Genomic DNA, 13,286 nt, shown 5'->3' on the forward strand with positions numbered 1-13,286 from the left:
GTGACGCTTGGCTGTCCAATATGTGAACGCTAACACAACACGCCGTAATCACACCTTGCTCGGTCTGGAACAGCTAGTAAGCTAATCCATGGCAACAGCGGGGAAACATCCTGTTCCTCGTTCCGTCTAGAAGAAATAGGCAGGCAATATGCGTAAAGCCAAGATCGTAGATACCATCGGACCGGCTACCGAATCCCTCGAGAACATCACCAAGCTCGTTGAGGCCGGCATGGACGTCGCTCGTCTGAACCGCTCTCACGGCACGCCCGAGGACCATCTGAGGGTCTACAACAACCTCCGCGAGGCCGGCAAGACCGTCGGTCGCAACGTGGCTGCCCTGGTTGACCTGCAGGGTCCGAAGATTCGTTGCGGTTGGTTTAAGAAGAACGCTGATGGTGAGGACAAGGTCTTCCTGAAGGCCGGTCAGGAGTTCACCATCACCACCGACGACATCGAAGGCGACGAGACCATTACCTCCACCACCTTCAAGGGTCTGCCCGGCGACTGCCACCCGGGAGATCCGATTCTGATCGACGACGGCAAGGTCCGTCTCGAGGTCACCAGCGTCGAGGGCAACAACGTGCACACCAAGGTCGTCGTGGCCGGCCCCGTCTCCTCCCACAAGGGCATCAACCTGCCCGGCGTGGCCGTGAGCCTGCCCGCCCTGACCGAGAAGGATGAGGCCGACCTGCGTTGGGCCATCCGCACCGGTGCCGACATCATCGCCATGTCCTTCGTGCGTTTCGCCACCGACATCGACCGCGCCCACGAGATCATGGACGAGGAAGGCCGTCGTATCCCGATCGTCGCCAAGATCGAGAAGCCGCAGGCCCTCGAGAACCTCGAGGACATCGTCAAGGCCTTCGACGGCATCATGGCCGCCCGTGGCGACATGGCCGTTGAGTGCCCGCTGGAAGAGGTCCCGCTGGCCACCAAGCGCATCATCGAGCTGGCTCGCAAGTACGCCAAGCCCGTGATCGTGGCCACCGAGGTGCTCGGCTCCATGGTCAACTCCCCGGTTCCGTCCCGCGCTGAGGCCTCCGACTGCGCCAACGCCGTGCTTGACGGCGCCGACGCCACGATGACCTCCAACGAGACCGCCGTCGGCAAGTACCCGACCGAGACCGTGGCCACCATGTCCCGCATCTCCGAGTACGCCACCTCCCACGGCTTCGAGCGCATCCCGGAGCTCAAGAACCTGGATATGTCCAAGTCCGGTGCCGTGTCCTCCGCCGCCGTCGACCTGGCCGAGAAGCTCAACGCCAAGGCCATCGTCGCCTTCACCCAGACCGGTGACACCGTGCACCGCATCGCCCGTGAGCGTCCGGCCGCCCCGATCTACGGTCTGACCAACAACGAGCACACCTACCACTGGCTGGCTCTGAGCTGGGGCACCGAGGCCTTCCTGCTGGACAAGGATTACCACGACATGACCCGCAAGGAAGTCATGGCCCTCACCGACGCCACGCTGAAGGCCGCCGGCAAGGTCGAGGACGGCGACCACATCGTCGTGCTCAGCTGCTCCCAGGGTGACCACAAGCCCGGTAGCACCGACTCCATCTACGTGCACACCGTCGGCAACGCCGCGTGAGCATAGATGAATCGGCGGTATGGTACCGCTGATCGGTAACCGTACGGCATGATTCTGGGGCCCATCCGCGTGGCGAAACACGCGGATGGGCCCCAAACTTTTGTGTCATTTCGATAAATGGTGTACCCTCTCTTAAGGATTGCCCCGGTATCCCAATTGGTAGAGGAGACAGCCTCAAAATCTGTACAGTGTGGGTTCGAGTCCCACCCGGGGCACTGACGTGGCGATGAGGGAACGTTACCGCCATCGCTTACGTGATTGAATGTGTTGCGTTGCATAGTACGTGATTTGAATTGGTTACGATGATGTAACGCGATTCATTATGGTCAAAACGCGGAAAGGGACGGATATGTCTGATATGGATGCGCTGTCGGAGGATTCGAAGGGACGCACCGTCGTCGTGGCCGAGGATGAGGCCTTGATTCGTCTCGACATCGTCGAGTCGCTGCGCGCCGCCGGTTACGATGTGGTTGGTGAGGCTGCCAGCGGTCAGGAGGCCGTGGATCTGGTCCGTGAACTGGTTCCCGATGTTGTTGTCATGGATGTGAAGATGCCGGGCAAGGATGGCATCACTGCGGCGAAGGAGATCGCTGAGGAGAATCTTGCCCCCGTGGTCATGCTCACCGCATTTTCCCAGCAGAACCTGGTGGAGAAGGCTGCTGACGCCGGTGCCATGGCGTATGTGGTCAAGCCGTTCGTTCCCGAAAAGCTGTTCCCGTCCATCGAGGTGGCCATCAGCCGATTCGATCAGATGAACGCGCTGCGTGACGAGGTCTCCGACATGAAGGCGCGCTTCGAGGCTCGCAAGCGTGTCGATCGTGCCAAGGGCCTGCTGATGGAGAACATGGGCCTTACCGAATCGGAGGCGTTCCGCTGGATTCAGAAGACGTCGATGGATCGTCGTCTGACCATGCAGGAGGTCGCCGACGCGGTCATCGAGCAGGTGCAGGGCTGAGCTGATCCATGACTCTGTCTTCGCACGCTTCTGACGATATGGACAAGGTGACGGCAGAGAACAGACTGCTCGTCGTCGACGGGCATTCTCTGGCATTCCGCGCGTATTTCGCGTTGCCTGCCGAGAATTTCACGACATCCGCAGGATTCGCCACCAACGCGGTGTGGGGATTCGCCAACATGCTCACCCGAGTGATTCTGGACGAACATCCCACACACGTTGCGGTGGCGTTTGATGTCAAAGGTGGCACGTTCCGCAACGATCTGCTCCCGCAATACAAAGGCACAAGGGATGCCGCGCCGGAGGATCTGCTGCCGCAGCTGCCGGTGATTCAGGACATGCTCACGGCATTGGGCGTGACCTATATCGAAAAGCCGGGATATGAAGGCGATGACATCATCGCCACGCTCGCTACCATGGGGGAGAAGGCGGGCTTTGATGCGTTGGTGCTGTCCGGCGATCGTGATGCCTTTCAGCTGATCGATGATCGCATCACCGTGCTCTATCCCGGGCATCATTTCAAAGACCTCAAGCATATGACGCCACAGGCCGTGGAGGACAAGTACAAGGTCACCCCGCAGCGGTATCCCGATCTGGCGGCGCTCCGCGGTGAGACCGCGGACAACATTCCCGGAGTCCCTGGTGTGGGCGACGGTTTCGCGGCCAAATGGATCAACCAGTTCGGCGATCTTGACGGCATCATCGAGCATGCCGATGAGATCAAGGGCAAGAAGGGCGAGGCCCTGCGAGAGAACATTGATCAGGTGAAACTCAATCGCAAGGTCAACGCCTTAGTGCGTGACCTTGATCTCGGCGTCAACGTGGGTGATCTGGTGATGTCTCCGCCGAACCTTACCGCGATCGATGTGCTGTTCACAAAGCTGGAGTTCGGCCCCCGGACCAAGACCCGGCTGCTTAAGGCGTTCCCCGGTGGCATCGTAGGGGAGGGGACCGCTACCGACGCGGAATCCGGCCTCGCTGAACCGGTGCTGGACGAGCCGATCATCGACACGATCGCAGATAATGAGGATACGGTCGTGGACGAGGTACGACAGTGGATCAACGACCACATCGTTTCCGCGGTCCAGCCAAAGACTGTGCCCGACAGTGAGCTTGACGATGCCTCACAATCCTTGGAATCCTCGTGGTTCCTCCACGCTGAGGGGGACGTTCACCCCGGCACCACCATATTGCAGGCGATCTCGCTGTTGGGTCCCGATAATCATGCCGTGATATTGCAGGCCGACTCGGCCGCTGCATGCCGCGACGTGCTGCAGCAGTTGCTGAACGATCGTGCGGGCGTGTGCGTGTTGCACGGGCTCAAAGACCAATCGCATCTGCTTGCCACCATCGGCGTGCATGTGCCTCGACCGTGGTTCGACACCCAGCTTGCCGGATATCTGGTCGAATCCGATTATCATCCCGATTCATTGGACGCCGAGGCGGCGCACTTCCTTGATCTGCCAATGGACGAGGCCGATGCCGGGGCGACGCAGGGAGAACTCGCACTCGACATCGACGAGGAACCGGAGACGGCAAAGCCCGCGTCCGTGGTCCGCCATATCGCGCTCGTGCGCGCACTTGCCCGTGATCTTGCACCCAAGGTGGTGGAGAGGAAGCAGTATTCTCTGCTGCACACCATCGAACTGCCGGTATCCGAAGTATTGTTCGGCATGGAATCGGTCGGGGCGGCCGTGGACGAAGGCCGTCTGATCGCCATGCGTGATCGGTTCGCCACCGAGGCGCGGGACGCCCAGGAACAGGCATGGGACGCTGCCGGCAAACACATCAACCTGCAAAGCCCCAAGCAGCTGCAGGCAGTGCTGTTCGACGACATGCAACTGCGCGGCACCCGCAAGACCAAATCCGGAGGATACACCACCGACGCAGCGGCATTGCAGGAGATGGCGGTGCGCAATGTGAACAACGAGCGTGCCAGTTCATTCCTGGTGGCGTTGCTACGGCATCGTGAAACCAACAAGCTCAAGCAGATCGTGCAGAGTCTGCTGGACGAGGTGAATCAGAACGACGGTCGCATCCACACCACCTTCGAACAGACCGTGGCCGCCACAGGACGGCTGAGTTCGGCCGCACCGAACCTGCAGAACATCCCCAACCGCAACGCCGCTGGCCGTGAGATCCGCGGAGCGTTCGTGCCGGGCGAGGGATATGTATCGTTGATGAGCTGCGACTATTCGCAGGTGGAACTGCGCATCATGGCACATTTGTCCGGCGACGAAGTGCTGATCGAGGCGTTCCGTTCCGGAGCGGACTTCCACCGCTACGTGGCCTCGCTCGTCTATCAGATTCCTGTGGACGAGATCACCGGCGACCAGCGGTCCCACGTCAAGGCGATGAGCTACGGACTGGCCTACGGACTGAGCACGTATGGTCTCGCGCAACAGCTCAAGATCTCACCGGCCGAGGCGGACGTCCTCAAGGACAAGTATTTCGCCACATTCGGCAAGGTGCACGACTATCTGGAATCCCTGGTGACCGAAGCCAAGCGCAACGGATACACGGAAACCATGTTCGGACGTCGTCGCTATTTCCCCGGCCTCAAGTCGACGAACCGCCGTGTCCGCGATGCGGCTGAACGCGCCGCACTGAACGCGCCGATCCAGGGAACCGCCGCCGACATCATGAAGATCGCCATGATCCGTGCCGCCGATTCACTGCGCGATCATGACCTTCATAGTCGTATCATTCTGCAGATCCACGACGAACTGGTGGCGGAGATCGCCCCCGGCGAGGCAGACACCGCCACCGACCTGATCCGCGACGCCATGGAGAACGCCGTGCATCTCGACGTGCCGCTCGATGTCTCCACCGGCATCGGCGACGACTGGCAGCTCGCGGCGCACTGAGTCACCGGTATACGGGTCCTCACGTCCTCGGGCTTCTGAAGCCAAGGACCTGAGGACCCGTATTATTTTGTGTAGTATCGCAACCGCATATTCGGAAGGGAATGACAATGACCGAACCGACCATGGCACCCACACTCAAGCAGATCGTCGACGTGCTGGAAACGCTGTATCCTCTCCGATATGCGGAACAATGGGATGAACCCGGCCTGATCGTGGGTGACCTCTCCCAGCCGGTCCGTCGTATCTATTGCGCGGTTGATCCCACCCGGGAAATCGTGGCCGAAGCCATCGACTACGGGGCGGACCTGCTCATCACCCACCATCCGCTGTTCTTCCGATCCGTACATCAGATCTCCGGACTCGGATTCCGCGGTGATATCGTCAATACGTTGATCGCCAATCATTGCGGACTATGGGTCGGCCACACCAACGCCGACTCCGCCTATCGCGGCACCGCACACGCGTTCGCCGACCGGCTCGGCCTCGTCGACCAGAGGCCGCTGGAACCCATCGCCGATCCAAACACTGACCATGCCGTCGGACTCGGACGTGTTGGCGAGCTTCCCGAACCGGTTACGCTTCGCGCACTCGCCGAACGCGTGGCGAACCTGCTGCCGCATACCGAACTCGGCATTCAGGTGGCGGGAGACCCCGATCAGCAGGTACAGCTTGTCGCCACGCTACCGGGTTCCGGGGATTCGATGTTCGACGAGGTCCGGGCAACCGGTGCCGACGTGTACATCACCAGCGACCTCCGTCATCATCCTGCCACCGACGCATGGCAACAGGCCCTGTACGAAGCGGAATTGCGCGGCCGGGGGTTCGCCGTCGGACGCGTGGAATCCCCGACTGGGGCGTCCGTTCCCCGTCCGGCGTTGATCAACACGCCACATTCAGCCATCGAGCGCTCGCTGTTCCACTATCTGGTGCCTGATGTGTCTGAGGCGATCCAACGAACCCTCGGCGCTGATGTGGAGGTCACGCTGTCCACGACCAGCACCGATCCGTGGACCTTCCGCGTCGGCTGAAACTGAGGTCCGGTGCGGAACCTCCACGATCCCGCACCGGACCTCGGCTCCATTCAGCGATCGAGATGCGCAAGCTTCAGCGGGTCGAGCACATCATCCAGAATCTCCTTGCGGATATGGCCCTCGTCCATGGCCACGTCATGAACGCTGCGACCTTCGGCCAGAGCCTTATGCGCGAGCCGGACGGCCTCCTCGTAGCCGACGTAGCCATTGAGCGAAGTGGCCAGTGATGCGCTATGCTCCGCGCGTTCCCGGCCGACCTTGGCATTGACGGTGATGCCTTCCACGCAGTGGGTACGCAGCGTATCCATGGCATGGGCGAGGATCATCATCCCATCGAGCAGCGAGTGGGCGATAACCGGCTCGAAAGCGTTGAGCTGCAGCTGTCCGGCCTCGGCGGCGAAACTGACCGTGGTGTCCATGCCCATCACCGTGAATACGCTCTGGTTCACGCTTTCCGGAATCACCGGGTTGATTTTGCCGGGCATGATCGAGGAACCAGCCTGCCGTGCCGGAATGTGGATCTCCACGAGACCTGCCTGCGGCCCGGATGTGAGCAGACGAATATCGTTGGCGATCTTGCCAAGATGAACGGCCAGACGCTTCAACGCCGACGAGGTATCAACGAAATCGGCCATGTCACTGGTCGCCGCGACCGAATCCTCCGCTGAAATCACCGGCATTCCGGATACGGCACGCAGCCGTTCCGTGACAAGGTTCCGGAACCGGGCGTCCGCACAGATGCCGGTGCCGATGGCGGTGCCGCCGAGGTTCACCACCGCAAGCCGGTCGATCATATCGGAAAGCCTACGGGAATCACTGGCGATGGTGGCGTGGAAGGCGCCGAACTCCTGACCGAACGTCATGGGCACCGCGTCCTGCAATTGTGTGCGACCCAGCTTGACCACATCGGCGGTGCGACGGGACAGGGCCAGGAATGACAGGGACAGGGCGTCGACGCTACGGATCAGCGTGCGCAGTGCGAAGATCAGGGACAGTCGAACCGCTGCGGGATAGGTGTCGTTCGTGGACTGCGATTTGTTCACCGTATCGTTGGGATGAATGATCGTATATTCGCCACGCTCATGGCCGCCGAGCTCGAGAGCACGGTTGGCGATTACCTCGTTCATGTTCATGTTCGTGCTGGTGCCGGCGCCTCCCTGCAACACATCAACCGGGAACTGATCGTCAAACATGCCGGCGTAGACGTCCTTGCACGCCCGCTCGATCAGACGATCCTGCTCATGACTGATGCCACCCAGCGCCACGTTCGCCTGGGCGCACGCCTGCTTGACCAGCGCATAGGCGCGAATCAGTTCGGGATGGTGACTCACCGGAACGCCGGAGATCGGGAAGTTCTCAATGGCACGCTGCGTGTGAATACCCCAATAGACATTCGCCGGAACCGGCAATGTGCCGATGCAGTCCTTCTCGATGCGGGCGGAGCGGTCGGTGGTATTGGTGCGTACCGTGTCGGTAAGGATCACAGCGGTCATTTGAGGTGCCTCCCTGTTTCCCGGTTGTGCCGGGCTTGTGGTGATGGTTGTGGGATGTCATCGTTGCCGGTGGGCTTCGATGACATCAGACCATACGCGGAGACGACACACCATACAAGAGCACCGATTCCTTGATTTCCCATAGAAGAAGACTATGACGGGGTGACACGGGTGTTGGTAAGCCCGACAATCGGAAGTGTGATCGTGCGAAGGTCCGATATCGTTTACACCGATTTACATGCCGAACATATTGGCGACACCATTTCGCATCACTGCGGTCTCACCATGATTGCCATGACGTTGACGCAGATACAGGCGTTCTATTACGCCGCCACCTTGGGGTCGTTCACCGCAGCGGCCGAATACATGGGCATGACCCAGCCGACTGTGTCGGAACTGGTGCGACGCATCGAAGCCAATTACGGACTGCAACTGTTCGTACGTGGTGGACGGCGTCTGGTGCTCACCACTGCGGGCCGCACGCTGTTGCCGTGGGCCAAGCGTCTGATGGATGGATCGCTTGGCGCGGACACGGCGTTGAACGCCTTGCTGACCGGGCGAGGCGGCACGGTGTCGTTCGGCATTCTGCGCAATGCCGGCTACTACGGCTTGTCGGATCTGGCGTCCGTCTTCAGTGAAGCCCATCCGAACGTGCATCTGCGACTGGTCGGTCAGAACTCGTTCGAGGTTGCGGACGCGGTGCGTGACGGCGAACTCGAAGCCGGATTGCTCTGCCTGCCGATTCCCACTGACGGACTGGCGATTACGCCTCTGATGCGACAGGAGATTCTATGGGCCAGCAGCAAACCGGAGCGGTGCGCGCAACCGATGCGTGTGGAACGGATAGCCGATGAGCCGTTGATCCTCTACGATGCCCACCATGGATGGCGGGACCCTTCGCGTAGGCAGCTTGCCCAGCAGGCGCAGATGCATGGGGTGACGTTGGACCCGATGATTGAAATCGAATCGGTTGATTCCGCCTTGTCGTTGGTTTCCCTCGGACTTGGCGACACGATACTGCCTCGGGCGGTGGCGGATGCGGAAGGATTCCCCGATAGCGTCTACACCACGTCACTCGCCGAGCCTATCTACGATACGTTCGCACTGGTGACTCGTAAGAACTGGGAGCTGTCACCAATGGCGAAATACCTCGCCGGACTTGCCGTCGACATGTTGCTGTCGAATGCCGACGGTGCCGACGAGGTGTTAGTGCGGCCGCCGGTGATGTGATGCTGTGCCGTCATGCGCATGCGGCTGCCTGTGACTCTGCATGTTGCGCATGAGCCGAAAACGTGCGGGCGTCAGGCCGAGAGCGTGTCCTTGATCGCGCCCACGAAGTAGTCCAGATCGTCGGGCTTGCGGGACGTGATCAGGCGCCAGCCGTTCTCGTCATCCACGGTCAGCTGATTGTCGACGTAGTGGCCACCGGCGTTTTCGATGTCGGCGGCGATGTAACGGCAGGGGGACGACGTCTTTCCCGCGATCAGACCGGCGTTGACCAGCAGCCACGCACCATGGCAGATAGCGGCGATCGGCTTGCCGGCGTGCGCGAACTCCTGAGCGAGCGTGATCGCGTCCTCGTTCACGCGAATGCGATCGACATTGCAGGTGCCGCCGGGAATCACCAGCAGATCGTAGTCGGCGGCCTGCACGTCGGACAGTTTGGCGTCCGGGGTGAGCGTCTCACCTTCATAACGGTCGTGCTGCACGGTTTCGCACGGGTCCAGCGTGGTGGCGGCGAGCGTCACATTCGCGCCGGCGGCCTTGAGATCGCGCAACGGACGGGTCAGCTCCGTCTCCTCGATGCCCCAGTTGTTGACGATGATCAGTACATTGGCGTTTTCGATGGCCATGATCCTGTTCTCCTTATAGCGGTCGTGTGATGACGATGGTGTGCCAATACCATGTACGCAACACATGGTACGACATCAAACGACTACAGGATTCTATCGACGACGAATCGTTCGAGATCACGCACATCGACACCCGGCACGAATTCAAGTCGGATCTTGCATGGCGTAGCTACTCCGACCAGACCGGAGAATCCCAAATCTCCGATCCACAGTTCCATATTGGCATCCGTCTCGAATCCGTCTGTCGTATCGACGCTGGCTGCACGAATGCCGGAATACGGCAAGGTCGTGTAGTCCTTCTTCTTGCCCGTTATGCCTTGTGCGGTCACGATGATGACCCGCCGATCGGTGAATGCCACCCAGCCGCGCGTACCGGTGAACGCGGCGTGGACGGTCTCGCCGTCAAGCAGCAGTCCATCGAGCAACGTGTTGGCTTCACCATGACCCATGTCGTCCATCTTGGTGAACGTGGTGTTGAAATCGATCATGATTTTCCCTTCCTCCCGACGGCCGTCGTCGGGTGTCCGTTTCTCCAGACTATCGGATGCCAACGGGCAACGCGAGTATCAAGCACAGCGGACACGGTGTATCACATATCCCGCCTGCGTCGGTCCGGTATCACCATGGTGATACCGGACATCGCCGCGAGCAGGCCGCCGATAATGGCCCAGCTTCGTGGTGTACCGAACCCACCGGTGAGTGGTAGCGCAGTTATCGAGCTATACGTGTTGACAAACGTCTGCGTGCCATTCACATCGTTCAGCCCTGAAGTCCTGCTCGTGACGGTGAGATCGCCGGCAGCGTTTGGGACCACGGTGAAAGTCACTCTGGCCATGCGGGAGTCGACTGTCACACCGTTGCCGGGCTGGCTTGTCTCATGCACGCCATAGGCATAGGTGCCCGGCTTGGTAAATGTGAAGTCACCGAACGTCACGGGTGAAACACTGCCATTGGCTCCCGAACCGGACTTACGCACCGTGACGGTGTCCGGCTTGGGCATAGCGTCGACAAGGTCGGACTCGTTGACGCCCCTGCTGCCGCTAGGGTCGATCGTGAGCTGGAAGTCGAACGCATCCGCGTCGGTCCAGGCACGGCCGGACAGTTGCTTGCCCAGCTTCATAGACGCCTTGACCGGTATGGGAATGCGCTTGTCCGTTACCGTGAATGCCGTGTTGGGGGAGACCGCCAAGCCGAGTCTCCGGGCTTTCGCGATAGCGTTCTCATACGCCTGGTCATCATCGCCCTTGATCATGGCGTAATGCTTGGCGGAATCAAGAGAGTAGTGCACGACGACGCCGTCGGATCCCGTGAATGTGGGTGCCTTGGTCTCCACAAAATAGTAGAGCGCATAGTTCTCAAGTGGTTCATCGACAGTGCCGAATTCCAATGTGCCGTTCGGCCCGGTCATACCGGTGTACACCTTTGTGGCGGCACCTTCAATCATTTCGTCGGTGGCTTTGCTACCGGGGGAGAGGACCCGGTCCAGCTTATCCATGTCTACCTTGTACAACGCGAACTCGGCCCCCTGCAGGAACCGGGATAGATGCGACGCATCCACCTTGGTAATGGCGATGGCACCCGCTGTGCCGACCGTGCCAGCCTGCGCGTTGGTGACATTCCACTGGTTCTCGTTGGTGGAGCTACCACCCATCTGCCCCTCGAGCGTGGCGACGTTCTTGAGATTCACCTTGTCTCCAGGCTTGCCGGAAGGCATGACGGCGTACACGACCCTCACCGGCATGGAATCAGGCAGGGTAAGTGTGAGCTTCTGTGTCGGATTGCCATCGGCATCGACGATGTCGTCAAGTTGAACCGGTACGTCGATGGCATCACCTGTGGTGTCATCGGTGATGTTCAGCGAACCGGGCAGGAAGGTTCCCTTGGAGTCCATGACGTCCGAGAGCGTCACCGTGTCGGAATCCTTCGCGATGTCGACGCCTTCGGGGTTCACCAGAATGGTGTAGCGAACATGGTTGAGCTTCTCCTCGGCAACCGCCGTCTTGTCGACCACGTTGTTCCTGCCGGTGACCGTGGCCGAGCTGCTACCGAGATTGGTGGAACCCGTCGAGGCGCTCGCAGTATTGGTGTAGGAGACATCCTTGCCGGTGCTTTTTGCCGCGGTTCTATAGGTAAGCGTTGCAAAGGCCTTGTAGTATCCGTCGTTCTGCCTCAGGTTGTCCGTGGGGATGGTGAACTCGATTCGGCCATTGTTGTTGGAGGTAATGGTCTTGTCGAGGTCCTGACCCGTGAATGGTCCAACATCCAGACCGGCCTGGATATCGTATGTGCCACCTGGCACGTAGCGCATGCCCTCGGGCAGTGTCTCCTGCACTACGATGGGCTTGCCTTCGGTGTTCACCAGACCATGATGGTTGTTTGGGTCGGCGTCCTCGTTCACCATGACGGTCCAGTCGGCCACCCACGCGCCCACGGACGTGTCGTTCTTATCGATGGTGTTCCACTTGAAGTCCTTGTCCCACCTGAGTTTGCCGCTTTTGGAGACCAGATTGGTCTTCTCGACGTGGTCTGTGGCGTTGTATCCCTGACTGGGGTTGTTCCCGAACTTGACGACGGAACGGTTAGCGTAATCTCCGGGGGCCTTGCTGCAGACGGTGGTGTAGGTGACGATGATGTCGGTCTTGCCGAAGGCTGCCTTGACTGTGTCTCCCTTGAACTTGACGTTGAATGAGGTCGTTTCGCCGGGCAAGAAGGAACGTGTGAAGTCGTAGTCGGTTCCTTCCACGAGAATCGTGTCTCCGACCTTGAACGTCGGCTTGTCCTTGAAGTGGAAGGTCGCCCCCTGTGGCTTTCCGGTCAGTGCGTCGGCGAACTCGAGCGTGGTGGGATCGGTCGAAGCCGGCATGCGGGAGGTGTAGATGGTCGAGGTCCAGATGGCTTCGCCGGCATCGTTCGTGGAGGCGCTCGAATCGAGTCGCTTATGGATGTAGTCGATGTCGGGCGTGAACACGCCATCATCGCTGCCGCCAGGCTGATTGGTGGGATCGGGCGGGGAGAGTGTGGCGTTGCGAGGTGGTGACGTTTTCTTGGACTGTGATCCGGGAGGAGTCATCATGGCGAGGTATACGAGGGAGCAGCGTCGGCGTGCGGTGGAGTTGTATGTGAGGTATGAGTGCTGCGCGGCGGACGCGATCCGGGAGTTGGGGTATCCCAGTCGTGAGGCGTTGCGTATGTGGCATCGGGACTGGCTCGAGGAACAGAGGACGGGAATACCCTCGACGCGTGGCGAGCGGTATTCGCGCTACACGTTGGAGCAGAGGCGGGCCGCGGTGGACCATTACCTGACGCACGGGCGGCGAGCGAGCCGTACGATCCGCCAAATGGGGTATCCGAGCAAGACGCTGCTGGCCTCGTGGATTGACGAGCTCGCGCCCGGCGAACGCCGGCTTCGCCACGGGCCCATACCTGAGGAGCTCAAGCGCGAGGCCGTGCTCAAGGTCGCGTCCGGTGGAGCGAGCTCGCGTGAGGCGGCGGAGGG

At 60.4% G+C, this 13,286-nt stretch carries 9 protein-coding genes, 1 tRNA gene and 1 pseudogene; 7 read left to right on the forward strand and 4 right to left on the reverse strand.

Annotated elements, in window-relative coordinates:
- Positions 1 to 148: 148 nt before the first annotated feature.
- The 5 genes from pyk (at position 149) to BTIS_RS06345 (ending at position 6,441) form a co-directional block, all read left to right on the forward strand.
- A complete protein-coding gene (gene pyk, locus BTIS_RS06325; RefSeq protein ID WP_094663707.1) occupies positions 149 to 1,591 on the forward strand; it encodes a pyruvate kinase in 1,443 nt (480 codons plus the stop codon).
- A gap of 141 nt (positions 1,592 to 1,732) precedes the next feature.
- A tRNA-Leu gene (locus BTIS_RS06330) sits at positions 1,733 to 1,806 on the forward strand.
- A 134-nt stretch (positions 1,807 to 1,940) separates the two neighbouring features.
- Positions 1,941 to 2,546, forward strand: coding sequence for an ANTAR domain-containing response regulator (locus BTIS_RS06335; protein ID WP_375137732.1), 606 nt, complete (start codon positions 1,941 to 1,943; stop codon positions 2,544 to 2,546).
- Between the two features lie 38 nt (positions 2,547 to 2,584).
- Positions 2,585 to 5,413, forward strand: coding sequence for a DNA polymerase I (gene polA, locus BTIS_RS06340; RefSeq protein WP_094663709.1), 2,829 nt, complete (start codon positions 2,585 to 2,587; stop codon positions 5,411 to 5,413).
- Between the two features lie 107 nt (positions 5,414 to 5,520).
- The gene (locus BTIS_RS06345) at positions 5,521 to 6,441 is read left to right on the forward strand and encodes a Nif3-like dinuclear metal center hexameric protein (RefSeq protein ID WP_245819338.1); all 921 of its coding nucleotides are present in this window, start codon (positions 5,521 to 5,523) and stop codon (positions 6,439 to 6,441) included.
- A 53-nt stretch (positions 6,442 to 6,494) separates the two neighbouring features.
- On the opposite strand, the gene BTIS_RS06350 is transcribed toward BTIS_RS06345, so the two are convergent.
- Entirely contained in the window at positions 6,495 to 7,937 is a 1,443-nt protein-coding gene (locus BTIS_RS06350) for an aspartate ammonia-lyase (protein WP_094663711.1), read from the reverse strand.
- Between the two features lie 294 nt (positions 7,938 to 8,231).
- On the opposite strand from BTIS_RS06350, the gene BTIS_RS06355 reads away from it, so the two are divergent.
- Positions 8,232 to 9,167, forward strand: a complete 936-nt coding sequence (locus BTIS_RS06355) for a LysR family transcriptional regulator (RefSeq protein WP_094663784.1) — start codon at positions 8,232 to 8,234, stop codon at positions 9,165 to 9,167.
- Between the two features lie 71 nt (positions 9,168 to 9,238).
- Here the strand turns inward: BTIS_RS06355 and BTIS_RS06360 are convergent, their stop codons facing one another.
- The 3 genes from BTIS_RS06360 to BTIS_RS06370 form a co-directional block, all read right to left on the reverse strand.
- Positions 9,239 to 9,790 carry a type 1 glutamine amidotransferase domain-containing protein gene (locus tag BTIS_RS06360; protein WP_094663713.1) on the reverse strand — a complete coding sequence of 184 codons (552 nt, stop codon included), beginning with the start codon at positions 9,788 to 9,790 and terminating at the stop codon, positions 9,239 to 9,241.
- 83 nt (positions 9,791 to 9,873) lie between these two features.
- Positions 9,874 to 10,278, reverse strand: coding sequence for a PH domain-containing protein (locus BTIS_RS06365; RefSeq protein ID WP_094663714.1), 405 nt, complete (start codon positions 10,276 to 10,278; stop codon positions 9,874 to 9,876).
- Between the two features lie 101 nt (positions 10,279 to 10,379).
- Positions 10,380 to 12,863, reverse strand: coding sequence for a Spy0128 family protein (locus BTIS_RS06370; protein WP_094663716.1), 2,484 nt, complete (start codon positions 12,861 to 12,863; stop codon positions 10,380 to 10,382).
- Between BTIS_RS06370 and BTIS_RS06375 the strand changes: the two are divergent.
- Positions 12,862 to 13,286 (forward strand): annotated as a pseudogene (locus tag BTIS_RS06375) (IS3 family transposase); the annotation flags it as partial. The gene BTIS_RS06370 and the pseudogene BTIS_RS06375 overlap by 2 nt on opposite strands.

Source organism: Bifidobacterium tissieri, assembly GCF_002259645.1.
Lineage (GTDB): Bacteria > Actinomycetota > Actinomycetes > Actinomycetales > Bifidobacteriaceae > Galliscardovia > Galliscardovia tissieri.